The following is a 25,422-nucleotide window of genomic DNA, read 5'->3' as shown; positions in this document are numbered from 1 at the left end:
TATCACTTTAGAGGGTAAAGGAATTACCTGAGTTGATGTAGGAGCAGTTGTATCAACTCCTTCGCTAGTTATTGGTGTATTACTTGCCAATACACCAGTTGAAATAATTGCAGATACGGCTGCTGCCACTAAAGTTAATTTTCTCATCTTCTTACACCTTTCTACGCTCTACATGAGCACAGACAAAAACAATAAAGAAAACGAACGGTACACACTTGTTATCGAACGATTCACCATGAGGATTAATATATGCCTTTAAATTTATTATTCACTGTCAATAACTGTATACATACTTTCCATTTTTGGAAATTATGTTCTTATTTATAATAATCAAGTAGTTAAGATCTAATTATCAAAAATGGGTGATAATTTCACCAAGCACTTAACCATCGAAAACATGCTAGACATCACATTTTTTATTTTGAAACGGCATAAAATACGCGAGGATATGTACTGAACACTACACTCGAAATTTGTAGGAAAACATATGCAATCTAGACAATCCGTTCTTGCTAAGAACATTGAAAAACGAATGCATGATTTAAACATCCCATCTAACTTAGCGCTGTCAAAAGCGTCGGGGGTAAGTCGTGTCGTAATCACTAATATTTTGCGACATCCAGAAAAATCCATCATGGCTGATAGTGCATTACTTCTCAGTAAGCATCTAAAATGTCGTATTGAGTGGCTTCTGACTGGAGAGGGTCCAATAAATCATGACGATGAAATAAACCACCAAAGACGCTCAGGTGCGCCGTTACTTTTGCTCAACGATATTACTGAGCAAAATATTGAAGATCTGTTATTGAAGGTTTCACAAAGCGATACTATTCCGCGCTTTATGTGCCCAACAGGTAATAAACCAAGCATTTTTGCCATTTGGCAAAGCCAACCAATAGGTAGGATCAACCATGCTGGATACCTTTATTTTGACCATAAAAAGCTCCCCACTTCAGGGCAACTTGTTATCGCAAAAACTACCCCAGAATCAGCTGCAGAATACATGGAATTTTACGCCACATATGACAAGAAATTTTTACGTTATATAGAAAGGAATATTCCTGAAGGGCTGCGAATGATTGAGCTAAAAGAGACTATGCAGATCATTGCAACATTTGAGAGTTTTGTTATTACATAAGGAAGGTAAGATTGAGCTTAAATCATCGATATTTCATAAAAATACCGCATTAAAAATGGCAGTCAATACTGCCATTTTTTGTTTATATTACGGTCACTTACTACTTAGTTAGCTTCTTAAGCCAATGCCTTTATCTACCAATCGATAAGCAATGGCAAAAAGCACGGCCACAAAAATAATCAGTACTGTAAATGAGCTTACAATACCCACATCAGATACCCCTAAGAAGCCATAACGAAAAGCATTTACCATGTATACTATTGGGTTGATCTTTGAGACTGCTTGCCAAAAATCAGGGAGTAGATTAATTGAGTAAAAGACACCACCAAGGTAGGTAAGAGGCGTCAATATAAAGGTAGGGATAATTGAAATATCATCAAATGTACCGACAAAAACCGCATTGATTAAACCGCCCAGTGAGAACACTACTGAGGTCAAAAATACGGTGGCAATGATGAGGCCCCAATGATGTACATTCAGATCAACAAAAAACAGGGAGACTAACGTCACTATACTGCCCACCAACAAGCCTCGCACTACGCCGCCCATAACAAAACCTGCGATGATGACATAGGTTGGTACAGGGGCTACCAATAGCTCTTCAATGTTTTTTTGGAATTTGGCGCTAAAGAATGAAGAAGCCACATTAGAATAAGAGTTGGTAATCACGCTCATCATAATAAGGCCTGGTACAATATATTCCATGTAGCTAAAGCCGTTCATTTGACCAATTCGAGAACCGATCAGATTGCCGAAAATGATAAAATAGAGAGTCATAGTAATTGCCGGTGGGACCAATGTTTGCACCCAAATACGGGTGAATCGATTGATCTCTTTTCTTAGCAAGCTTTTAAATGCTGTCCAATATACCGCGTACATTATTGTTGTTCCTTAGTTTGATCTCGAACGATAGTGACAAACAGTTCTTCTAAACGATTAGCCTTATTGCGCATTGAAAGCACTTTGATACCCGCATCACTCAACTGAGAAAATACATGGTTAAGCCCTTCTTCTTTCTTTAATTCTATTTCAAGCGAACCATTGACTAGATTTTGATTCTCTACACCTTCTAGTATTCCAGGTTGCGCCCCTTCCTCTAGATCGAGAATAAAAGTTTCTACCTGCAGTTTGTTCAATAGGCTTTTCATACTGGTATCTTCAATCAACTCACCGCGATTGATAATGCCAATATTGCGACACAGCATTTCAGCTTCTTCAAGATAGTGAGTCGTCAGGATAATGGTGATCCCTTCTTTATTAATCTTTTGCAAGAACTCCCACATGGAACGTCGCAGTTCAATATCAACTCCAGCAGTGGGTTCATCAAGGATCAGTAGCTTTGGTTCATGCATTAACGCACGCACAATCATCAATCTGCGCTTCATGCCGCCAGATAGGCTACGCGCTCTCTCATGGCGCTTCTCCCATAGATCGAGCTGAGTTAGGTACTTCTGTGCCCTTTCTTTTGCTTCGCTTCTAGAGACGCCGTAGTAGCCTGCTTGCTGCATAACTATCTGCTCTACAGTCTCAAACATGTTGAAATTAAATTCTTGCGGAACTAACCCTAAATACTGCTTGGCTAACTCTAAATCTTGACTTAAATTATGACCAAATACCGAGACATCCCCTGATGTTTTATTCACCAGTGATGAAATAATACCAATTGTCGTAGACTTACCTGCGCCATTTGGCCCAAGCAGAGCATAAAAATCACCTTGCTGCACACGAAGAGAGACTCCCTTTAGTGCTTCAAAGCCACCTTTGTAAGTTTTACGTAGATTATCTATTTCTAATGCATACATATGATTTGAATTTCTCAATGGTTATTTGTCACAAATCCGATTTGATTTGGCAATATTTTAGGTATAGTAACTGAATATACAAAAAAGGACTTAACATGCCAGAAATTAAACTTTTGTTTGAAAACAATTCTAAATGGTCACAAACACTTAAAGACGACCAACCTGAGTATTTTTCTACTCTAGCACAAGGACAAAGCCCCGATTTTCTATGGATTGGTTGTTCTGACAGCCGAGTTCCGGCAGAGCGTCTTACCGGTCTATTCTCAGGAGAACTGTTTGTTCACCGCAACGTAGCTAACCAAGTAATACACACAGATTTAAATTGCTTATCTGTAGTGCAATATGCGGTAGACGTTCTCAAAGTAAAACACATTATTATCTGTGGTCACTATGGTTGTGGCGGTGTAAACGCCTCGATTGAAAATCCAAAACTGGGCTTAATTAACAACTGGCTACTGCATATTCGCGACCTATACCTAAAACATCGCGATATGTTAGATAAACTGCCTCCAGAAGTCCGAACTGACAAATTATGCGAAATCAACGTGGCTGGGCAAGTGTACAACTTAGCCAACTCAACCATCATGCAATCGGCATGGGAGCGAGGACAGGAAGTTGAAATTCATGGCGTTGTTTACGGTATCAGTGATGGCAAACTGGAAGATCTTGGTGTGCGCTGTTCTAGCCATGAAAGCTTAGAGGAAAACTTCCCGAAAGCGATGGCAAAAATATTAGGCCAAGATTAAGTTCTAGCGTTTTAAAGAACAAATACTCGCATGATTCATGTCGAGTATTTGTTTCGATCCCATTCGATAACCAAGTCAATAACCTAGCTTTTAATCTCTGTTTTTATAACGGGATAACTTTACCGATGTACGGAAGATTACGGTATTTTTGTGCGTAATCGATGCCAACACCTACTACAAATTCGTCCGGAATTTCAAAACCAATCCACTTCACATCAACATGCACTTCACGTCGAGAAGGTTTATCTAATAACGTCGCGATTTGAATAGAGTTTGGCTCACGAATCGACAAAATTTCGCACACTTTACTTAGCGTATTGCCAGTATCAATGATGTCTTCTACTAGCAAAACATCTTTGCCCTTAATATCGTCATCGAGATCTTTAAGGATACGTACGTCACGAGAACTTTCCATGCTATTGCCATAGCTAGAAGCTGTCATAAAATCGACGCTATGGTTCACAGTGACAGCGCGAGATAAATCCGCCATAAAGACAAATGAACCACGTAGAAGCCCTACTAAAACTAATTCGTTGCTGTCTTTATAGTGCTCATTAATTTGAGCGCCAAGTTGTTGCACTCGTTCCTGAACCTCTTGTTCAGAGATCATCACTTCTACGGTATGTTTCATACAGTTCTCTCGTTAACTAGACTCGCATCAACTATAGCTATAAGCCTACAAATTTGGCTAATATTTGCCTTTCTAATTGTGAAAATCCGTTGAGCTTAAAATAGGCGAGCATTGTAACAAACAAATTTTCAAACAGAAAAACAAAACCCAGCGAAAGCGCTGGGTTTTATAGTGAATCTTAATTTTCAGAAGTTAATCAATTACTTCTTTTTAACTGCTTTTTTGTTTGGAAGGTCAGTAATAGAACCTTCAAATACTTCAGCAGCCAAGCCTACAGATTCGTGTAGTGTTGGGTGAGCATGGATAGTCAATGCGATATCTTCCGCATCACAACCCATCTCGATAGCTAGACCGATTTCACCAAGAAGTTCACCACCGTTAGTACCGACAATAGCACCACCGATTACGCGATGAGTATCTTTATCAAAGATCATCTTAGTCATACCGTCAGCACAATCTGATGCGATTGCACGACCAGAAGCAGCCCAAGGGAAAGTAGAAACTTCGTAGTTAATGCCTTCAGCTTTTGCTTCTTTCTCAGTCTTACCTACCCATGCCACTTCTGGCTCAGTGTAAGCAATTGAAGGAATCACTTTAGGGTCAAAGTAGTGTTTCTTACCAGAGATAACCTCTGCCGCTACGTGACCTTCATGCACACCTTTGTGCGCAAGCATAGGTTGACCAACCACATCACCAATAGCGTGAATGTGCGGTACGTTAGTACGCATTTGCTTATCAACGTTGATGAAACCACGCTCATCCACTTCGATACCCGCTTTTTCAGCATCGATTAGTGCGCCGTTTGGTACACGACCGATAGCCACAAGAACCGCATCGTAACGCTCAGCTTCTGCTGGTGCTTTTTTGCCTTCCATTGAAACGTAGATACCGTCTTCTTTCGCTTCAACCGCAGTTACTTTAGTTTCAAGCATTAGCTTGAACTTGTTTTTAATGCGCTTAGTGAAGACTTTAACGATGTCTTTATCCGCCGCTGGGATAACTTGGTCAAACATCTCTACAACTTCAACTTTAGAACCTAGAGAGTGGTAAACCGTACCCATTTCTAGACCGATGATACCGCCGCCCATGATAAGCAGTTTCTCAGGGACTTCTTTAAGCTCAAGTGCATCCGTAGAATCCCAAATACGTGGGTCTTCATGTGGAATGAATGGCAGTTTGATTGGGCGAGAACCCGCCGCAATGATTGCGTTATCAAAAGTCACAGTTGTCGACTCTTCGCCTTCAACTTGAATAGTGTTAGGGCCAGTAAATTTACCGTAACCATTCACTACTGTTACTTTACGCATTTTAGCCATGCCGTTAAGGCCGCCAGTTAGCTGATCAACAACTTTTTCTTTCCAGATACGGATTTTGCTGATGTCTGTAGTTGGTTCACCAAATACAACACCGTGCTCAGCCATTGCTTTTGCTTCTTCAATTACTTTAGATACGTGAAGAAGTGCTTTCGATGGGATACAACCCACGTTTAGACAAACACCACCTAGGGTGCTATAGCGTTCAACCAGTACCGTTTCAAGACCTAAATCTGCACAACGGAAAGCAGCAGAGTATCCAGCAGGACCTGAACCAAGTACTACAACTTGGGCTTTAATTTCTTTGCTCATTTTGACCTCTTGTAGTCATTATCCCTAACAGGCTAATTGGATTTTGCGTCACTCCAGTTTACAAATTTGTAAACTAAGAGAAAACTAATTCCATTTAGGCTGTGAGCTATACAACAATTCGACGTCTATTATCTTAGATTTCGCCGAATTTTGTTAAAAAATTTCGATAAAAATCACTCACATAAAATAAGGGGATACCCTTTACTGTGAGTGAGAAAGAGCAGCTCTTGTGAGCTGCTCTCTATGATTACATTACAAGGCGACGAATATCGCTCATGCACTGGTTCAAGAAGGTAATGAAACGAGCACCTTCTGCACCATCAATCACACGGTGATCATAAGATAGAGACAGTGGAAGCATTAGACGAGGAGTAAACTCGCTGCCATTCCATACTGGCTTAATCTCAGACTTAGACACACCAAGGATACCGACTTCAGGAGCATTTACGATAGGCGTAAATGCTGTACCACCAATGCCACCTAGGCTAGAGATAGTGAAACAGCCACCTTGCATATCACCTGCAGTCAGTTTACCTGCACGAGCTTTCTTAGAAATCGCTGCAAGTTCTGCTGATAGCTCGTAAATGCCTTTCTTGTTCACGTCTTTAAAGACAGGAACCACTAGGCCATTTGGCGTATCTACCGCAATACCTACGTTTACGTATTTCTTCAGAATGATGCTTTCGCCGTCTTCAGAAAGAGATGAGTTAAACGATGGGAACTCTTCAAGTGCTTTCGCTACTGCTTTCAAGATAAACACTAGAGGTGTGATCTTGATGCCAGAATCTTTCTTGGCTTCAAATGCGTTCTGCTCTTTACGGAACTTCTCAAGCTCAGTGATATCAGCATTATCCCACTGTGTAACGTGCGGGATCATTACCCAGTTACGGTGCAGGTTAGCGCCAGAAATTTTCTTAATCTTAGAAAGCTTCTTAACTTCTGTGTCACCAAATTTGCTAAAGTCCACTTTCGGCCAAGGTAGTAGGCCAAGTGCACTGCCGTCGCCTTTGCCAGATGCTGCTGCACCAGACTCAAGACGTTTAAGCGCATCTTTAACGAAAGACTGTACGTCTTCTTTTAGGATGCGGTTCTTACGGCCAGTACCTTTAACTTTAGAAAGGTTAACACCAAACTCACGAGCAAGACGACGAACCACTGGAGAAGCATGAGTGTACTCATGATTTTCTTGGAAATCGTTAGCTTGTGGAGCGGCTGCCGCTTTAGGTGCCGCCGCTGGCGCTAGAGCAGGAGCTGCTGCTGGTGCCGCTGCTTGAGCAACAGGAGCTGCAACTACTGCGCCGCCTGCTGTTTCAAATACCATGATTAAAGAACCAGTAGAAACTGAATCGCCTTCAGCAACTTTGATTTCTTTAACTGTGCCAGCAAATGGTGCAGGTACTTCCATAGAAGCCTTGTCACCTTCAACAGTAATTAGAGATTGCTCTTCTTCTACTGTATCGCCAACCGCAACCATGATTTCAGTCACTTCAACTTCGTCACCGCCGATATCAGGTACATTAACGTCTTGTACTGCAGAAGCAGTCGCAACCGGCGCGGCCGCAGGTGCAGCAGCAACAGGAGCTGCTGGAGCGCTAGCGCCAGTTTCAAATACCATGATAAGAGAACCAGTAGAAACAGCGTCGCCAGATGCTACTTTGATTTCTTTAACTGTACCTGCAAATGGAGCCGGTACTTCCATAGAAGCTTTGTCGCCTTCAACAGTAAGAAGTGATTGCTCTTCTTCTACTGTATCGCCAACCGCAACCATGATTTCAGTAACTTCTACTTCGTCGCCACCGATATCTGGAACGTGAACTTCTTTTAGTTCAGAAGCGCCCGCAGGAGCAGCTACTGGAGCCGCTTCAACTGCTGGAGCAACTGGTGCTGCAGCAGCACCAGACTCTTCTTCAAAAATCATAATTAAAGAACCTGTAGAAACTGAATCACCTTCAGATACTTTGATTTCTTTAACAATACCCGCCTGAGACGCAGGAACTTCCATTGAAGCCTTGTCGCCCTCAACAGTGATTAGTGACTGTTCTTCCTCAACCTTGTCACCAACGTTAACTAGAATCTCAGTTACTTCAACCTCATCAGCACCAATGTCAGGTACATTAATTTCGATTGTCATTGTTTATTTCCCTTACTCAATGGAAGTCTTATGCAAATTGCGGGTTAGTTTTTTCTGTATCGATGTTGAATTTAGCAATTGCCTCTGCAACTACAGATTTCTCAACATCACCACGTTTAGCCAATTCAGTTAGCGCAGCAACCACAACGTAGCCCGCGTTAACTTCAAAGTGACGACGTAGATTGTCACGGCTATCTGAACGACCAAAGCCGTCAGTACCCAGTACTTTATATGACTCAGCAGGAACGTAAGCACGTACTTGCTCAGCGTAGTTCTTCATGTAATCTGTTGCCGCGATTGCTGGCTCATTACCCAGAACAGTAGTGATGTAAGGTACTTGATCTTCAGCTTCAGGGTGAAGCATGTTGTAACGCTCAACATTTTGACCATCACGAGTCAGTTCGTTGAAAGAAGTTACAGAGAATACGTCAGATGCTACGCCGTACTCTTCGCTTAGGATTTCAGCCGCTTTGCGTACTTCATTCATGATAGTACCAGAGCTCAATAGCTGAACTTTACCTTTGCTACCTTCGTGAGATTGAAGCTTGTAAATGCCTTTACGAATGCCTTCTTCAGCGCCTTCTGGCATTGCTGGCATTGCGTAGTTTTCGTTCATTACTGTTAGGTAGTAGTAAATACTTTCTTGCTCAGGACCGTACATGCGACGGATACCGTCTTGCATGATTACCGCCAGCTCGTAAGCAAACGTTGGGTCGTAAGTCACACAGTTAGGGATAGTGTTCGCTTGGATGTGCGAATGACCATCTTCGTGCTGTAGACCTTCACCGTTCAATGTTGTACGGCCAGCTGTAGCACCTAGTAGGAAGCCACGAGCTTGTTGGTCACCTGCTAACCATGCCATGTCACCAATACGTTGGAAACCAAACATTGAGTAGTAGATGTAGAACGGAATCATTGGCAGGTTGTTGGTGCTGTATGAAGTCGCAGCAGCAACCCAAGACGCCATTGAACCTAATTCGTTGATACCTTCTTGTAGAACTTGACCAGAAGTTGCTTCTTTGTAGTAAGAAACAATGCCCTTATCTTCAGGAGTGTATTCCTGACCATGCGGGTTGTAGATACCGATCTGACGGAATAGACCTTCCATACCAAATGTACGAGCTTCGTCACAGATGATAGGTACGATGTTCTTACCGATATTTTTGTTTTTCAACAAAATATTCAAAGTACGAACATAAGCCATTGTAGTCGAGATTTCACGTTTCTGCGCGCCAAGTAGTGGAGCAAACTCTTCTAGCTCAGGAACTTTAAATTCTTCAGTGAATTTAGGCAGACGTTGCGGCGTGTAACCGTGCAGAGCGTTACGACGAGCGTGCATGTATTCGTACTCAGGCGTACCTTCTTCTAGTTTCAAGTAAGGTAGTTCACTTACTTTTTCATCAGAAAGAATGTCTTGTAGGCCTAAACGATCACGTAGATGTAGAACATGAGTCATGTCCATTTTCTTCACGCCGTGCGCAATGTTTTTACCTTCAGCTGCATCACCCATGCCGTAACCTTTAACAGTTTTAGCTAGGATTACCGTTGGCTTGCCGCCTGTTTCTTTTGCATTGTTAAATGCAGCAAACAGTTTAGATGAATCATGACCACCACGCTTAAGAGCGAAGATTTCGTCATCAGTCATATCAGCAACAAGTGCGGCTGTTTCAGGGTATTTACCAAAGAAGTGCTCACGTACGTATGCGCCATCTTTAGATTTGAATGTTTGGTAGTCACCGTCGACAGTTTCGTTCATTAGTTGAAGAAGCTTACCAGTGGTGTCTTTAGCAAGTAGTGAATCCCAGTTGCTACCCCAGATAACTTTAACAACGTTCCAACCTGCGCCTTTAAATAGACCTTCAAGTTCTTGGATGATGCTACCGTTACCCATTACAGGGCCATCTAGACGCTGTAGGTTACAGTTAATTAGGAAACATAGGTTGTCCAGTTTTTCACGAGCAGCAAAAGAGATTGCGCCGCGTGATTCTGGCTCATCCATCTCACCATCACCTAGGAAGGCGTATACACGCTGTGCTGAAGTTTCTTTCAAGCCACGGCCTTCTAGGTACTTAAGGAAGCGAGCTTGGTAGATAGCTGAGATTGGACCTAGGCCCATAGATACTGTTGGGAACTGCCAGAATTCAGGCATCAACTTAGGGTGTGGGTATGAAGGGATACCTTTACCATCAACTTCTTGGCGGAAGTTATCTAGTTGCTCTTCAGTTAGACGACCCTCAACGAATGCGCGAGAGTAGATTCCTGGAGAAATATGACCTTGATAATAAACTAAGTCGCCACCGTCCGTCTCATTTGGAGCACGGAAGAAATGGTTGAAACACACTTCGTAGAAAGCAGCTGCAGACTGGTAAGACGCCATGTGGCCACCAAGGTCTAAGTCTTTCTTAGAAGCACGCAATACAATCATAATTGCGTTCCAGCGAATGATTGAGCGAATACGACGCTCTAGCGTAATGTCACCAGGGTAAGCTGGCTCTTGCGCTGCTGGAATTGTATTAATGTAGTTAGTATTGATGCCGGTTGGCATATCAACACCATCTAAACGCGCCTTATCTAGAACTTGTTCTAGTAAGAATTGTGCACGCTCTACACCTTCTTCACGTACTACTGACTCAAGCGCTTCTAGCCAATCTTGAGTTTCCAGAGCATCAACGTCATGCTTCTTATCAGACATTGCGAACTATCCTTTTATTAAGTTAGGTCAACTACTAGGGTCACATACCCTAAGCAAAAGCTTACTATTTGTTCTGTTGAATCCGACGTAATGACAGAGCTCGTCTTTCTTGCTCTTCGGTCAAATCCGACAATATTTCATCGATAAAGGCCAAATGAACTTCACACAGCTCGCGAGCTCGTTGTGGTTGTCTAGAAGTGATAGCGTCTACTATCTCTTCTCGGTATTCATTTAGCTTTTGTATGGCGTCATCACGACCGTGCAAAAGCATCAGGTTTTGTGACACGTTCTCTTGTAATAGTGGTGCAAGACTACGAACAATATGCAAAAGCACTACATTGTGTGAAGCCTCTGAAATAGCAATCAAAAACTCCATGATTGCTTTAGTTTCACTTTCTATATCATCGCTATTTACTGGAATACTCAGCGATTTTTGACATTCAGTAATACGCTGAAAATCTTCAGCCGTTCCTCGTAATGCCGCAAAATATGCTGAGATACCTTCTAAAGCATGACGCGTTTCTAATAAATCTCTTTGCGTATCAGAATGACTCGCCAACAGATTAAGTAACGGATCAGCTAAATTAGAAGACAAGCTTTCACTGACGAAAGTTCCGCCACCTTGGCGTCGAGTAAGCAATCCCTTAGCTTCTAGCCGTTGAATTGCCTCTCTTACTGAAGGTCTTGAAACATCAAACTGTTTCGCCAGCTCTCTCTCCGAAGGTAGTTTTTTCCCAGGAGATAAAATTCCGTCCAAAATTAATGTTTCCAACTCTTTTTCTATCACATCAGATAGCTTAGGTTGGCGAATACTTCGAAAGGAAACTTTTGGCATTTAATTCTCTGCGTCCTGCACGTTGTAAATTGGTATTACCAATTTTAACTTGAAGCGAAACTTAACATAGCAATTTATTTTCTGTCTAGGGAAAATTGATTTAAATCATAGAATGGCGATAGCGATAACATAAAATCGCTATTTAAAGCCCATAATGTAAATATTTTGTTACCTAAGTTGTCGTGTTCGAGCTTAACGCCACAAACTCTATTTGTATGACAAATTTATCAAACATATATTATTTTGCAATCAACTTATTAAATTTTGACCAATGAAATGACAATCCGGGGTCGGTTTTGCGCAATGGTGCAATATATTGATGCCCAGTGATACGCAACGGCGTTAATTTTGGATACTGCTGGAGTAAATACCTTGTTACTTCCGCTAACGCTTGGTATTGCGCATCGGTATAGGCAACAAAATCTGTCCCTTCAAGTTCAATACCAATAGAAAAATCATTGCAACGTTCTCTGCCTGCAAAAGAGGAAACGCCCGCATGCCACGCCCTTTTTTCAAATGGGACAAACTGGATTATTTCTCCGTCTCTTTTGATAAGGCAATGTGCAGAAACTCGCATCTGACTGATTCTTTCAAAAAAAGGATGCGCATCAGCACTTAACTTCCCTTGAAAAAAAGCTTCGATATTGTTTTGCGAGAACTCCCCGGGAGGCAGGGAAATATTATGTATGACAAGTAGTGAAATGTCTCGAAGGTTTGGCCTATCGTCGCAATAGGGAGAAGGCACAATTTTCGCGTTCGAATACCATGATGAAGTGGACATTTTTATTATCCTAGATCAATTGTTGCTGAATTATAATTCAAGCCAGAGTATCATTCAGCACAAATTGGTTTTAAACAACATAGTGAAAGTTTTGGATATGAAAAATACCCACGACAGCGGTGCTCGTTTAGCGTACCTAAAGCAACAATTACCTCATGAAGTGACTCGCGCAGTAGAAGAAACTCTAAGAGAAGATCTTGGCGGTACTTCAGATGCATCTGTAGATATCACAGCAAACCTTATTGCGGCTGATACGCAAGGTGTCGCCACCATCATTACTCGTGAGCATGGCGTCTTTTGTGGAAAAATGTGGGCTGATGAAGTCTTTAAGCAACTTGGCGGACAAGTCTCGATTGACTGGCACGTAGAAGATGGCGACACCGTTCAGCCAAACCAAACGCTATGTACCTTAAGTGGTCCAGCCCGCACCCTGCTTACTGGTGAGCGTAATGCGATGAACTTCATCCAAACCTTATCTGGCTGTGCGACGGTAGTTGCGGAATACGTCAGCAAGATTGAAGGCACTGGATGTAAATTGCTCGATACTCGTAAAACTATCCCATGCCTGCGCAGTGCTCTTAAATATGCCGTCGCTTGTGGTGGCGGTTTTAACCATCGCATCGGTGTGTTTGACGCTTACTTGATTAAAGAAAACCACATCATTGCTTGTGGTGGCATTGAACAAGCTATCTCAACGGCGAAAAAACTATCACCGGGTAAACCTGTAGAAGTGGAAACCGAAAGCATTGCTGAGATGCAGGCCGCTATTAAAGCTGGCGCAGACATTATTATGTTAGATAACTTTACGTTAGATATGATGAGAGAAGCGGTAGCAATCAACCAAGGTCAAGCGGTACTAGAAAACTCAGGTAACGTGACCCTAGAGACTATTCGCTCAATTGCGGAAACAGGCGTCGATTACATCTCGGTCGGTGCGCTGACTAAGCACCTGAAGTGTATGGACCTATCTATGCGTTTCAAATAAATAATTTCAAAAGAAATTATTCCCGATAAGGTCAGCGTAGCTGGCCTTTTTATTGCCCAGTATTAACTCACGACTGCCCTACTCCTACCTAGCTCTCATTTTTTCATGCGCAGCTTTGCATGCCCTCAACATAGAATTGCGAGACGGTTGCCAAGCCCTGCTGTACGCTCTTTTATTCCTATTAATAGCTTCTAGTTTTACAGCCACCAGCAATTATTTGTCGAGGCACAGAAGTGAACATGAACAACAAACAAAAAGGATTTACCTTAATTGAACTGATGATAGTGGTCGCCATCATTGGCGTACTCTCCGCGATTGGCGTTCCTATGCATCAGGATTATGTGAAGAAATCAGAGCTCGCCTCTGCCACTGCAACCTTAAGAGGTTTGCTCACCAAAACCGAACTGTACTATTTAGACAACGGGGCATTCCCCTCTTCCCTTGATGAAATCAGCGCCGTTTCCAGTGCTGCGGGAAGTTTAGGCGAAATCAGCATTGCAACCAATGCCTTACAATTCACTTTTGATAGTGATAAAAGTTCATTAGATGGTGCGTCAGTTTCGTTTAGTCGAGATGAAAGCAACGGTTGGAGTTGTACCGTCAGTGGTGCGAGTGGTGTTGATGCGCCAAAAGGTTGCCAGTGAGTCATCCTTTAATCCACATACTCTCTCCAACTTTACTAACGGCAGAACAAACTGAGGTATTGTTGGAGCGAGAAGCCCTGACTACTGAACAATTACTGTATAGAGTCTCTCAGGTTAGCGGTCATTCACAGGCCGACATTGGCATTTTTTTGGCTAATCAGCATCAGTTACATTACGAGCCTCAACCTACACAGCAATTTGAACTCACAAAAGTGATGGCGATTATCATTGAGCTTAAACTAGAGCCTATCACCCTGACTCAGCCGCTCATTCCCATTGCATTAAGCAAACACGGTTTACACTTACTCAGCTACGATCCTTGCCTAAAAACAGTCGCATTAGAATTGCAATTTCATCATAACCTGCCGACACAACTGATACTGACCGACCTTGAACAGTTCCAATTTCTACAGCAAAAAGTACATAGTGAGCTAAAAGATCATCATAACTCAAACGAACACGCAAGCTTGCTATTTGAGGTCATGCAAATCAGCTTACAGCGCAATGCTTCCGATATTCATATCGAACCGGATAAAGAGCAAGCTCGGATACGGATGCGTTGTGATGGGCTACTGATTAGCGTCATGACGCTATCCAATCGTGAAGTAAAAGCGCTCATAAGCCAGATAAAGATCAATGCTGAGCTAGATATTGCAGAGCAACGTTTACCGCAAGACGGGCGAATGCATTATTCCCTTTCTAAGGAACAATCTATCGAACTGCGCGTCGCCACACTGCCGACATTATGGGGCGAGAAACTGGTGATGAGGTTAGCCAACAATACTCAAGCACTGCCAACATTAAATCAGTTAGGAATGAACCAAGCACAGCACGCTTTACTTGAGCAAGAATTGCATCAACCGCAAGGATTGATATTAGTCACCGGCCCCACCGGCAGTGGCAAAACGATCACTCTCTACTCTTGTCTCAATAGCATTGCCAATGACAACATCAATATTTGTACGGTTGAAGATCCGGTGGAGATCCACTTGGCGGGCTTTAACCAGATACAAGTTAACGCCAATATCGCCCTCACCTTTGCTAAATGTTTACGCTCACTGCTTCGGCAAGATCCCGATGTGATTATGCTTGGTGAAATTCGCGATCAAGAAACAGCTGAAATGGCGATACAAGCAGCGCAAACCGGGCATTTAGTGCTCTCGACACTGCATACCAACTCTGCCTTTAGCGCGTTAGACCGTCTTTATCAATTAGGCATTCATCCCACCGACTTACAAAACAGCCTAAAGCTAGTGATTGCCCAAAGGTTACTGCGTAAAAGTTGTCCGTATTGTGCCAAGCTTGCTAAAAACAGCGGCTGTTTCCAATGTAATCAGGGATACAAGGGCCGAGTCGGTATTTTTGAACTGCTGCCAATCAATCGTGACCTGTTGCAACAAGTCACCCAGCCAAACTTCGATGCGCAGCAAATAACAGCGCACTTGGTTTCACAGCAAGATCTCAAAGCCTGCGCAACGCAACTGCTCAAGCAAGGCCTCACTACAACACAAGAGCTACAAAGAGTATTAGGGCATGAGTAAGCTGCGCCTTTATTACTGGCTAGGAGTGAACTCATGCGGGCAAAAAACCACTGGCAGTCAATTGGCGTATTCTGCCGAACAATTGCAAAGAGAAATGGATCATAAAGGAATTCGCCTACACAAAAGTATCGCCAAACCTATGCCCTTCTTTACCAGTATCAAACACAGCGTCAATGATCGCCAGATCACCACCTTCACACAACAACTGGCAATCATGTTAGATGCTGGACTTCCTATCAGCTTGGCAATGCAAGAGCTCAGCCAATCTAATTCTCGACAAGGATTAAGCGCATTACTCGAAGAGCTGTCTTTTCAAGTTCAGCAAGGACATTCGTTATCTACCGCCATGCAAGGTTTTAGTTATTTTGATGCCCTGTATTTACAATTTGTTCGTATTGGAGAGAGTAATGGCGATCTCGCGCAAGCACTGAATTACTGCGCCGAGCATAGAGAGAAAAACCACCAGCTTATAAAACAGATCAAATCAGCGCTGATTTATCCCCTATCGGTGCTGATTGTCGCCTGCATTGTGATGATCATTATGATGATCTTCGTGGTTCCACAATTCTCCAGTCTATTTCGAAGCTTTGGTGCTGAGCTTCCAGCTTTGACACAATTTACCTTAGATGCTTCGCAGTGGTTTCAAGCGCATATTGGCACAATCCTTATTGCCACTGCGGTGGTTAGTATGAGTGTGCACATCCTAATACGCAAAATCCCAACAGTGCGCCGTCAATGCGCTCAATTGCTTTTAAAGCTGCCCATACTTGGGCCGTGTATTTTAGTTGGCGAATTGGCTCGTTTTAATCTGTTATTGTGTAACGGCATCCAAGCCGGACTGCCCCTTTTATCCTGTTTAGACAATGCCATAGGCGCAATACACAACCCTTTCCTTAAACACAAACTCAGTGGTATCCATCATCAAATCCGTGCAGGAAGCAGTTTTAGCTTGGCTCTGTCCTCGGTATCTCTTGTGCCTCCCTTAATGTTAAAAATGCTGAATATTGGCGAGTTAACAGGCAGACTGGCATTTATGACCGAAAAACTGGCTAGACTATTTGAAGAGCAGCTGAATGAATCAACCAACAAGATAGGTCAGCTGATCGAGCCATTAATGATTGTTTTTCTTGGCAGCTTAGTGGGCGGATTGGTGTTATCTATGTATTTGCCTATTTTTAGCCTTATGAGCGCGGTTGGTTAGCTTTATCTCTATGATAAGGATAAACAACTGCCCTAAGTTGCGATAACATACCAATAGAATTTTTTATTGTGAGCCGACAATGCTCGATTATTATTTTACGTACTTCCCGATGCTGTTTCCGATAATGGTGACCATTCTTGGTTTGATTATTGGTAGCTTTCTCAATGTGGTGATCCATCGACTTCCTATCATGATGGAAAGAGAGTGGCAGAAAGAGTTTGCCGAAGCCTATCCTGAGCTTAAATTAAAAGTCCCTGAAGGGGTGTTTAATATCAGCCTACCCGGCTCACATTGCCCTAAATGCAACACCCCAATAAAAGCTAAAGACAATATTCCAGTATTGGGTTGGCTGTGCCTTAAAGGTCGTTGCCGTGCTTGTAGCACTAAAATCAGTGCGCGTTACCCTCTGATTGAACTGTTATCTGGCGCATTATGCTTAACCATTTCTCTGTATTTTTCTCCGGGTCTGTACGCGGTCGCATTACTTGGGTTTACTTGGGTATTGATCTGCGCCACCTTTATTGACCTTGATACTATGCTGTTGCCTGACAGCCTGACCTTACCTTTAATGTGGGCCGGTATTGCGCTGTCTGTACTCGGTATCAGCCCTATCTCACTACCTGATGCCATTATTGGCGCAATGGCAGGCTACCTGTCTCTATGGAGTGTCTACTGGCTGTTTAAACTGCTCACAGGCAAGGAAGGTATGGGTTATGGCGACTTTAAACTGTTAGCTGCGCTAGGAGCTTGGTTAGGTTGGCAATCGCTACCTTTGATCATTTTGTTGTCGTCTCTAGTTGGACTGATTTTTGGCATTATTCAGCTACGCCTCAAAAAACAAGGCATCGAAAAAGCCTTTCCTTTTGGTCCATATCTGGCAATTGCCGGTTGGGTCTATTTGATTGTGGGTAACGATATTGTGGCTTGGTATCTAAGCCGCTACATCCCAGCTTATTAATAATGATTACTAGAAGGATTGAGCTATGGGATTAGTCATAGGTATCACAGGTGGCATCGGAAGCGGAAAAACAACCGTCGCCAATCATTTTCATGACAATTACCACATCGATATCGTAGATGCTGACCTTGTGGCACGAGAAGTGGTTGAGCCTGGCAGTGACGGCTTACAAGCTATAATTACTCAATTTGGTGGTGACATCATCCATAGTGATGGCACCCTTAATCGAGTGAAACTGCGAGAATTGGTTTTTGCCGATCCTAAAAATAAAGCGTGGATCGACCAACTGCTGCATCCAATGATACGCCAAAAAATGCAGCTACAACTGCAACAATCAACATCTGCTTACTGTTTATTAGTGATTCCACTGATGGCAGAAAACAATTTGCAGAGCATGGCTGATAAAGTATTAGTCGTTGATGTGTCACCAGAAACACAAATACAGCGCACCTTAGCCAGGGATGGTGTGTCGAAAGAACAAGTACAGGCGATTTTAAAAGCACAAGCGAGCAGAGAGCAAAGATTGGCTATTGCGGACGATATTATTTGCAATGATGGCTGTAGCGAATTGCTAACTGAAAAAATTGCCCAGTTACATCGTAAATATCTGGCGTTATGCAAATGATTTCGTGACAATAGCTATTATGTCTAAAGCAGGATGCAATATATGACCATTCAAAAATATGAACATCCTCTGAATGAGAAAACCAGAACTTACCTGCGTATTGAAAGCCTTCTACGTCAGATGCAACACTGTGCCACTTTTTCAGATACACAACATTATCAAGTTCTGTTTCGTTCATTGTTTGATCTTTTAGATATATTTGAACAGATTCAGCTCAAACCAGAAATTCTAAAAGATCTAGATAAACTCAAATTAACCTATAGTAACTGGCTAAATGTACCCGGTGTTGATCAACAACGCCTACAAGGCTTACTCGGTGAAATTGCGTTAGTGCACACCGAAGTGATGCAAGCACAACGATTTGGCACCGAGCTAAAAGAAGACAGCTTCTTGTCTTCTATTCGACAGCGCTTCAACCTACCCGGTGGCGCCTGTTGCTTTGATTTACCTGCATTGCACTACTGGCTCCACCAACCATTAGAAAAACGTATGGCTGATGCACAGCAATGGCTGACCTCTTTGGCGCCACTCAACCATGCTTTGCAACAATGGTTGAACCTCACTAGAAGTTCGGCACAATTTAAGTCGCAAATAGCGCGCAGTGGCTTTTATCAAAGCGATGCCCATGAAGCGAATATACTCAGAGTGCATTTTAACCATGAATACGGTGTATACCCTATGGTTTCGGGACATAAGAACCGTTTTGCGATAAAGTTCATTCACTTTGATACTGGCCAAGCCAGTACCCAAGATATTGAGTTTGAATTGGCTATTTGTAGCTGATTCTAGTGGATATGAGCATGGAACATCTTTGCTCTGTTCTGCTTTAGCTAAAATGATCTGTAGGTATCAATCAAGAGAATGAAACATGACTAAAATTACCATCGTATCTTGCCCAACATGCAAAGCGGATGTTGAGTGGGGAGAACATAGCCCTTACCGCCCTTTCTGTAGCAAGAAGTGTCAAATGATCGACTTTGGAACTTGGGCCGATGAAGAGAACGCCATTGCCGGCGCACCTGATATGTCAGACAGTGACGGTTGGTCAGAAGATCAGTACTAAGCTGATAACTGATACAAGTAAATAGATAAAAAACGACAGATAAAAAAACGGGAGCCAATTGGCTCCCGTTTAACTTTATGAGAAATGCAGGTTGTGCATTACTTCTTAGCAAGTTTCTCTTTAATACGAGCTGACTTACCAGAACGCTCACGTAGGTAGTACAACTTGGCACGACGTACTGCACCACGGCGTTTAACTTCAATGCTATCAACCATTGGAGAGTGAGTTTGGAATGTACGCTCAACACCTTCACCGTTCGAGATTTTACGAACTGTGAATGCAGAGTGTAGACCACGGTTACGAATAGCGATTACAACGCCTTCGAATGCCTGTAGACGCTCACGGTCGCCTTCTTTAACTTTAACTTGAACTACTACAGTGTCACCAGGTGCGAATGTAGGTAGGTCTTGTTTCATTTGCTCTTGCTCAAGAGCGTTGATGATATTACTCATGTTTCTATACCCTAGAATAAACTGAATCTATATTTAATAGGTTACTTGCTGTCTTTGCTCGTGCGCTTACGCTCAATCACGAACTCGGCTAGTAAATTTTCCTGTTCGTCAGTCAGAGCTAGGTTTTCCAGCATCTCTGGCCTTCTTAGCCAAGTACGGCCTAACGATTGTTTTAATCGCCAGCGACGAATGTCCTTATGATTTCCGGATTTTAGTACCGCTGGTACTTCTTCTCCGTCTAACACTTCAGGACGCGTATAGTGGGGACAATCCAGTAACCCATTAGCAAAGGAATCTTCCTCTGCTGACGCAAAATCGCCTAGTACACCCGGAATAAACCGAGATACTGAGTCGATTAAGGTCATGGCTGGCAGTTCACCACCTGTCATCACAAAATCACCAATTGACCATTCTTCGTCAACTTCGGATTGAATGATGCGCTCATCTACCCCTTCATAGCGACCACAAATAAGAAGCAAGTTCTCACTTGTTGCCAGCTCTTCTACGCCTTGTTGGTCGAGCTTGCGACCTTGAGGGCTAAGATAGATAACCTTCGTCTTACCGGGTGCTGCTTGTTTGGCTGTGTTAATAGCATCGCGCAAAGGCTGTACCATCATCAACATGCCAGGGCCGCCCCCGTAAGGTCTATCATCAACAGTGCGATGTTTGTCATGAGTAAAATCGCGGGGGTTCCACGTTTCTACTGACAAAAGACCTTTTTTTACCGCTTGACCTGTTACACCAAAATCAGTGACAGAGCGGAACATCTCTGGAAACAGGCTTATTATGCCAACCCACATAGTTCACTCTCTAATTTTGATTTAAAAGGCAGGATCCCAGTCAACTTCGATCCGTTGAGCTTCGCGATCAACTTTTATGATCACTTGCTCTTCAAGGAACGGAATTAATCGTTCCTTTTGGCCAAAAGCATCTTTCAAATTAGCTTTCACTACTAAAACATCATTTGAACCCGTCTCAAGCATGTCTGAGACTTCGCCTAGGTCGTAACCTTTTGTGGTTACAACCTTCATTCCAAACAATTCACGCCAGTAGAATTCTTCTTCTGACAGTTCCGGTAATGAAGATGGGGCTACCGAGATTTCAAAGTTAGTCAACAGATGCGCGTCTTCACGTACATCAAGACCTTCCAGCTTACACACATAACCTTTGTTATGACGCTTCCAGCTTTCTACTTTGTGCTCTACCCATGTCCCCTTTTGGTTCAAGAACCAAGGGCTATAACTGAAGATGTTTTCAGCATCGTCTGTAAAGGAATGAACTTTAAGCCAACCACGAATGCCATAAGTAGCGCCGAGCTTTCCTACAACAATTTTCTCGTTTTGTTCACTCATTCATTCTTTTCCTTACATCAAGATATTTGCTGATTAAGCCGCTTTTTGAGCGTCTTTAACTAGCTTAGCTACGCGGTCAGAAACTGTAGCGCCTTGTGAAACCCAATGGTTCACACGGTCTAGGTCTAAACGTAGACCTTCTTCTTGACCTTGAGCAGTAGGGTTGAAGAAACCTACTTTCTCGATGAAACGACCAGTAGCTGCGCGACGGCTGTCTGCTACTACGATTTGATAAAATGGACGCTTTTTAGCGCCGTGACGTGCCAAACGAATGGTAACCATGTCGTCCTCTTTGCTTTCTCAATAATAAAATTAACCCCAAACTACTCCTCAGAGTTGTGTGGGGTCTCGTGCCAAAATTAAGCTCGGGAATTTTACTCTTATTCCCAGTCTTTGCAAGGGGTTTAGCTATTTTTTAGCCAACTAATTGAATGTGAGCCAGTTAACAGTTTAAAAATAGAGGCTAGAAAAAGCTAAGGCCCCAATAAATTGGAGCCTTACAAGACTTTAAGCAAATAGTGCGTAGCTTATCGGCCGAATGGTCCACCCATTCCGCCCATACCGCCGCCACCCATGCCGCCCATCATGCCTTGCATGTTGCGCATCATGCCGCGCATGCCACCTTTCTGCATTTTTTTCATCATCTTCTGCATCTGGGTGAATTGCTTAAGCAAGCGGTTAACGTCTTGTACTTGAGTACCAGAACCTGCCGCGATACGTTTTTTACGAGAGCCTTTAATAAGCTCTGGGCGCAGACGCTCTTTCATGGTCATTGAGCTGATGATCGCTTCCATCTGCTTAAACATTTTATCGTCGACTTTGTCTTTCACATTGTCAGGTAGGTTACTCATGCCAGGCAATTTACCCATCATGCTCGCCATACCGCCCATGTTTTGCATTTGGCCAAGCTGTTCACGGAAGTCTTCAAGGTCGAACCCTTTCTTCTCCTTGAACTTCTTCGCCATTTTTTGGGCTTTTTCAGTATCGACATTGCGCTGTAGATCTTCGATAAGAGACAGTACGTCGCCCATACCTAAGATACGTGAAGCAATACGATCTGGGTGGAAAGCTTCTAGTGCGTCGGTTTTTTCACCCACACCCAAGAATTTGATTGGCTTACCGGTAATCTGTTTAACAGAAAGCGCCGCACCACCACGTGCATCACCATCAACTTTGGTTAGAATCACACCGGTTAGTGGTAGAGCATCGCCAAAGGCTTTAGCGGTGTTCGCCGCATCTTGACCTGTCATGGCATCCACCACAAACAAGGTTTCAACAGGGTTGATTGCGGTATGCAGCTGCTGGATCTCAGCCATCATTTCTTCATCGACCGCTAAACGACCGGCGGTATCGACCAAAAGTACGTCGTAGAATTTCTTCTTCGCGTGGTCAATTGCCGCATTAGCAATATCGATAGGCTTTTGATCAGCGCTAGATGGGAAGAAATCCACACCCACATCAGCGGCTAATGTTTCTAACTGTTTGATCGCCGCAGGACGGTAAACATCGACAGAAACAACCAGTACTTTTTTCTTATCACGTTCAGATAGAAGTTTAGACAGTTTACCTACACTGGTGGTTTTACCCGCACCTTGTAGACCTGCCATCAATACTACCGCTGGCGGTTGCGCAGCTAGGTTAAGCCCTTCGTTGGACTCCCCCATCACCGCTTCTAATTCAGCCTGAACAATTTTAATGAATTCTTGACCCGGAGTAAGAGATTTAGAAACCTCAACACCCACAGCTCCCTCTTTCACGCGTTTAATAAATTCACGTACAACAGGAAGGGCCACATCCGCTTCAAGAAGTGCCATGCGCACTTCACGTAGCGTCTCTTTTATATTGTCTTCGGTCAGACGACCTTTACCGCTGATGTTCTTCAGCGTCTTGGATAATCGTTCACTTAAGTTATCAAACATCTTGCTCTCTTCGCGTGAAATTGCGATTCATTAGGTAAAGTATAACCCAGAGGCACTATTTACAAAACCATGCAAAAGAAGTACATAGCCAGTAATGTGGTATTAGGTGTATAATTTTCTTTTAACTCTAAATACTAGTATCGACAATATATGAACTTTGTAGTTGTTATTTTAGCCGTGCTTTTATACTTAGCGGCAACCTTTCTTATCCTTCCCGGGCTGTTACGCCAGTCTGAGATAAATAAAAAAGTTGTTTTAAGCATAACCTCTATTGCTTTGATCCTACACTTTTCAACTCTTATCGAGACCATCTTTGCCTCATCAGGGCAAAATATGAGTATTCTCAATGTTGCTTCGCTAGTCAGCTTTATTATTTCATGTGCCTTAACCTTGGCAATGTTTAAGATCCGTTTGTGGTTCTTACTGCCTATTGCGTTTGGCTTTTCATGTTTAAGTCTTATTGCTGCTGAGTTTATCCCAGGTGCGTTCATCACTCATTTTGAACACTCTCCGGGCTTAGTTGTTCATATTATTCTAGCGCTATTTGCCTACGCAACACTGATGATTGCCGCACTGTATGCTATGCAGTTGGCGTGGCTAGATTACAAATTAAAGCAAAAAACCTGTCAGGCATTAAATCCTAACCTACCTCCATTAATGAAGGTGGAACGTCAGCTTTTCAATATCATTCTGATTGGTAATAGCCTACTTACCCTCACTTTGATCAGCGGCCCTATGTTTGTCGACGACTTCTTCAGTAGTGGCAAAACGCACAAAGCCCTGCTCTCTTTTATCGCTTGGTTAGTCTTTAATACTCTGCTTTGGGGGCATTATAAACTAGGTTGGCGCGGTAAAAAGGTTTCTTGGTTCTCAATTATTGGTGCTTTTATCCTAACACTGGCCTACTTTGGCAGTCGTTTCGTGCGCGAAATCATATTGACCTAACCTGCAATCTTAGTTTTATTGACACTGGCTCATAACTCATTCATTAATTGAAAAGACCATAACAAAAGGATTCTTTGCACTTGGACAACATATCAACGGAGTTATTATTCACTCTCCTTGCATGTCTTATCGTTATCTCCGGCTATTTCTCAGGCTCAGAAACAGGAATGATGTCTCTTAATCGTTATCGATTAAAGCATCTCTCTAATCAAGGGCATAAAGGGGCAAAGCGCGTTGAGAAGCTGCTTGACCGTCCAGATCGCCTTATTGGTCTTATCCTTATCGGAAACAACCTCGTCAACATTTTGGCGTCAGCCATCGCTACCATCATAGGTATGCGCTTATACGGCGATCTAGGTGTAGCCATTGCAACGGGTATTTTGACCTTAGTGGTGCTGGTCTTTGCTGAAGTGACCCCTAAAACTCTTGCCGCTATCTATCCTGAGCGTGTCTCTTATGCCAGTAGCCTACTGTTAAGAGTGCTGATGAAGGTGCTTGCACCACTGGTTATTCTGGTGAACTTTATTACCAATGGCTTTCTGCGTTTACTTGGCATCAAGAGCTTAAATAACAAAGCCGATCATCTTAGCTCAGAAGAGTTAAGAACTGTGGTCAACGAAGCTGGAAGCCTTATCCCAAGTCGCCACCAAGATATGTTGGTGTCTATTTTAGATTTAGAGCACGTGACCGTAGACGGCATCATGGTGCCACGTAACGAAATCACTGGTATCGATGTTAATGACGATTGGAAATCCATTGTTCGTCAGTTAACTCACTCACCACATGCGCGAGTGGTACTGTATCGTGACCAAATTGATGAAGTGGTAGGCATGGTTCGCTTACGTGAAGCCTATCGTTTAATGCTAGAGAAGAATGAATTTAATAAACAGACACTACTAAAGTCTGCCGACGAAATTTACTTTATTCCAGAAGGCACACCACTGAATGTGCAGTTGATAAAATTTCAACGTAACAATGAACGCATCGGTTTAGTGGTGGATGAATATGGCGACATTATCGGCCTAGTGACACTCGAAGATATTCTGGAAGAGATTGTAGGTGAGTTTACCACTTCTATGGCGCCGAGCTTAGCCGAAGAGATCACCCCACAAGCGGATGGTTGCTATCTCATTGAGGGCAGTGCCAACATCAGGGACATCAACAAAGGACTGCAGTGGAGCTTACCTACCGATGGTCCACGAACGCTAAATGGTTTGATTTTAGAGCATCTGCAAGATCTTCCTGAAACCAACATCAGTATCATGATTGCCGAGCACAATATGGAAGTCATCGACTTTTCGGAAAACAAAATCAAGATGGTTAAAGTGCATCCGATACAGTAATACCAATCACACT

At 43.0% G+C, this 25,422-nt stretch carries 25 protein-coding genes; 12 read left to right on the top strand and 13 right to left on the bottom strand.

Annotated features, from left to right (window positions below; all coding sequences use genetic code 11):
• The first annotated feature begins 487 nt into the window (after window positions 1-487).
• The gene (locus tag VHA01S_RS16275; protein WP_023405436.1) at window positions 488-1,138 is read left to right on the top strand and encodes a hypothetical protein; all 651 of its coding nucleotides are present in this window, start codon (window positions 488-490) and stop codon (window positions 1,136-1,138) included.
• A 108-nt stretch (window positions 1,139-1,246) separates the two neighbouring features.
• On the opposite strand, the gene VHA01S_RS16270 is transcribed toward VHA01S_RS16275, so the two are convergent.
• Both VHA01S_RS16270 and VHA01S_RS16265 read right to left on the bottom strand, forming a co-directional pair.
• A complete protein-coding gene (locus VHA01S_RS16270; protein WP_023405435.1) occupies window positions 1,247-2,017 on the bottom strand; it encodes an ABC transporter permease in 771 nt (256 codons plus the stop codon).
• On the bottom strand, window positions 2,017-2,940 hold the full coding sequence (locus tag VHA01S_RS16265; RefSeq protein ID WP_023405434.1) for an ABC transporter ATP-binding protein: 924 nt from the start codon (window positions 2,938-2,940) through the stop codon (window positions 2,017-2,019). Before VHA01S_RS16265 ends, VHA01S_RS16270 begins: the two co-directional genes overlap by 1 nt.
• A gap of 95 nt (window positions 2,941-3,035) precedes the next feature.
• On the opposite strand from VHA01S_RS16265, the gene can reads away from it, so the two are divergent.
• The gene (gene can / locus VHA01S_RS16260) at window positions 3,036-3,686 is read left to right on the top strand and encodes a carbonate dehydratase (RefSeq protein WP_023405433.1); all 651 of its coding nucleotides are present in this window, start codon (window positions 3,036-3,038) and stop codon (window positions 3,684-3,686) included.
• Window positions 3,687-3,789: 103 nt separating this feature from the next.
• On the opposite strand, the gene hpt is transcribed toward can, so the two are convergent.
• The 6 genes from hpt to ampD form a co-directional block, all read right to left on the bottom strand.
• Complete coding sequence (gene hpt / locus VHA01S_RS16255) at window positions 3,790-4,317, bottom strand: hypoxanthine phosphoribosyltransferase (RefSeq protein WP_023405432.1); 528 nt, start codon at window positions 4,315-4,317, stop codon at window positions 3,790-3,792.
• 200 nt (window positions 4,318-4,517) lie between these two features.
• Complete coding sequence (lpdA, locus tag VHA01S_RS16250; protein ID WP_023405431.1) at window positions 4,518-5,942, bottom strand: dihydrolipoyl dehydrogenase; 1,425 nt, start codon at window positions 5,940-5,942, stop codon at window positions 4,518-4,520.
• A gap of 247 nt (window positions 5,943-6,189) precedes the next feature.
• Window positions 6,190-8,073 carry a pyruvate dehydrogenase complex dihydrolipoyllysine-residue acetyltransferase gene (gene aceF / locus VHA01S_RS16245; RefSeq protein ID WP_023405430.1) on the bottom strand — a complete coding sequence of 628 codons (1,884 nt, stop codon included), beginning with the start codon at window positions 8,071-8,073 and terminating at the stop codon, window positions 6,190-6,192.
• Window positions 8,074-8,101: 28 nt separating this feature from the next.
• A complete protein-coding gene (aceE, locus tag VHA01S_RS16240; protein WP_023405429.1) occupies window positions 8,102-10,765 on the bottom strand; it encodes a pyruvate dehydrogenase (acetyl-transferring), homodimeric type in 2,664 nt (887 codons plus the stop codon).
• Between the two features lie 64 nt (window positions 10,766-10,829).
• A complete protein-coding gene (gene pdhR, locus VHA01S_RS16235; RefSeq protein WP_023405428.1) occupies window positions 10,830-11,600 on the bottom strand; it encodes a pyruvate dehydrogenase complex transcriptional repressor PdhR in 771 nt (256 codons plus the stop codon).
• Window positions 11,601-11,838: 238 nt separating this feature from the next.
• On the bottom strand, window positions 11,839-12,381 hold the full coding sequence (gene ampD, locus VHA01S_RS16230) for a 1,6-anhydro-N-acetylmuramyl-L-alanine amidase AmpD (RefSeq protein ID WP_023405427.1): 543 nt from the start codon (window positions 12,379-12,381) through the stop codon (window positions 11,839-11,841).
• Window positions 12,382-12,478: 97 nt separating this feature from the next.
• Between ampD and nadC the strand changes: the two genes are divergently transcribed.
• From nadC to yacG, 8 genes are all read left to right on the top strand, one after another.
• The gene (nadC, locus tag VHA01S_RS16225) at window positions 12,479-13,366 is read left to right on the top strand and encodes a carboxylating nicotinate-nucleotide diphosphorylase (protein ID WP_023405426.1); all 888 of its coding nucleotides are present in this window, start codon (window positions 12,479-12,481) and stop codon (window positions 13,364-13,366) included.
• Window positions 13,367-13,605: 239 nt separating this feature from the next.
• On the top strand, window positions 13,606-14,010 hold the full coding sequence (locus tag VHA01S_RS16220) for a pilin (protein ID WP_023405425.1): 405 nt from the start codon (window positions 13,606-13,608) through the stop codon (window positions 14,008-14,010).
• Entirely contained in the window at window positions 14,007-15,551 is a 1,545-nt protein-coding gene (locus VHA01S_RS16215) for a GspE/PulE family protein (protein WP_023405424.1), read from the top strand. Before VHA01S_RS16220 ends, VHA01S_RS16215 begins: the two co-directional genes overlap by 4 nt.
• Entirely contained in the window at window positions 15,544-16,752 is a 1,209-nt protein-coding gene (locus VHA01S_RS16210; protein WP_023405423.1) for a type II secretion system F family protein, read from the top strand. Before VHA01S_RS16215 ends, VHA01S_RS16210 begins: the two co-directional genes overlap by 8 nt.
• A 79-nt stretch (window positions 16,753-16,831) precedes the next feature.
• A complete protein-coding gene (locus tag VHA01S_RS16205; RefSeq protein ID WP_023405422.1) occupies window positions 16,832-17,710 on the top strand; it encodes a prepilin peptidase in 879 nt (292 codons plus the stop codon).
• 25 nt (window positions 17,711-17,735) lie between these two features.
• Complete coding sequence (gene coaE / locus VHA01S_RS16200) at window positions 17,736-18,335, top strand: dephospho-CoA kinase (RefSeq protein ID WP_023405421.1); 600 nt, start codon at window positions 17,736-17,738, stop codon at window positions 18,333-18,335.
• Between the two features lie 42 nt (window positions 18,336-18,377).
• Entirely contained in the window at window positions 18,378-19,118 is a 741-nt protein-coding gene (gene zapD / locus VHA01S_RS16195; RefSeq protein WP_023405420.1) for a cell division protein ZapD, read from the top strand.
• Window positions 19,119-19,203: 85 nt separating this feature from the next.
• On the top strand, window positions 19,204-19,398 hold the full coding sequence (gene yacG / locus VHA01S_RS16190; protein WP_023405419.1) for a DNA gyrase inhibitor YacG: 195 nt from the start codon (window positions 19,204-19,206) through the stop codon (window positions 19,396-19,398).
• 98 nt (window positions 19,399-19,496) lie between these two features.
• Here the strand turns inward: yacG and rplS are convergent, their stop codons facing one another.
• The 5 genes from rplS to ffh form a co-directional block, all read right to left on the bottom strand.
• Entirely contained in the window at window positions 19,497-19,850 is a 354-nt protein-coding gene (gene rplS / locus VHA01S_RS16185; protein ID WP_021712249.1) for a 50S ribosomal protein L19, read from the bottom strand.
• Between the two features lie 41 nt (window positions 19,851-19,891).
• Entirely contained in the window at window positions 19,892-20,650 is a 759-nt protein-coding gene (gene trmD / locus VHA01S_RS16180; protein WP_021712250.1) for a tRNA (guanosine(37)-N1)-methyltransferase TrmD, read from the bottom strand.
• Window positions 20,651-20,671: 21 nt separating this feature from the next.
• On the bottom strand, window positions 20,672-21,202 hold the full coding sequence (gene rimM / locus VHA01S_RS16175) for a ribosome maturation factor RimM (protein ID WP_023405418.1): 531 nt from the start codon (window positions 21,200-21,202) through the stop codon (window positions 20,672-20,674).
• A gap of 33 nt (window positions 21,203-21,235) precedes the next feature.
• Window positions 21,236-21,484 carry a 30S ribosomal protein S16 gene (gene rpsP / locus VHA01S_RS16170; protein ID WP_017027436.1) on the bottom strand — a complete coding sequence of 83 codons (249 nt, stop codon included), beginning with the start codon at window positions 21,482-21,484 and terminating at the stop codon, window positions 21,236-21,238.
• A 245-nt stretch (window positions 21,485-21,729) separates the two neighbouring features.
• Window positions 21,730-23,121 carry a signal recognition particle protein gene (ffh, locus tag VHA01S_RS16165; RefSeq protein ID WP_023405417.1) on the bottom strand — a complete coding sequence of 464 codons (1,392 nt, stop codon included), beginning with the start codon at window positions 23,119-23,121 and terminating at the stop codon, window positions 21,730-21,732.
• Between the two features lie 150 nt (window positions 23,122-23,271).
• Here ffh and VHA01S_RS16160 point away from each other — a divergent pair, with 150 nt between their 5' ends.
• Both VHA01S_RS16160 and VHA01S_RS16155 read left to right on the top strand, forming a co-directional pair.
• Complete coding sequence (locus VHA01S_RS16160; RefSeq protein ID WP_023405416.1) at window positions 23,272-24,066, top strand: cytochrome C assembly family protein; 795 nt, start codon at window positions 23,272-23,274, stop codon at window positions 24,064-24,066.
• 80 nt (window positions 24,067-24,146) lie between these two features.
• Window positions 24,147-25,409 (top strand): HlyC/CorC family transporter, encoded by a 1,263-nt coding sequence (locus VHA01S_RS16155; protein WP_023405415.1) that lies wholly within the window; start codon window positions 24,147-24,149, stop codon window positions 25,407-25,409.
• Window positions 25,410-25,422: the final 13 nt, after the last annotated feature.

It is taken from the genome of Vibrio halioticoli NBRC 102217 (assembly GCF_000496695.1).
Lineage (GTDB): Bacteria > Pseudomonadota > Gammaproteobacteria > Enterobacterales > Vibrionaceae > Vibrio > Vibrio halioticoli.
Note: the sequence above shows the minus strand (reverse complement) of the source record. Positions and strands in the feature narration are given on the sequence as shown.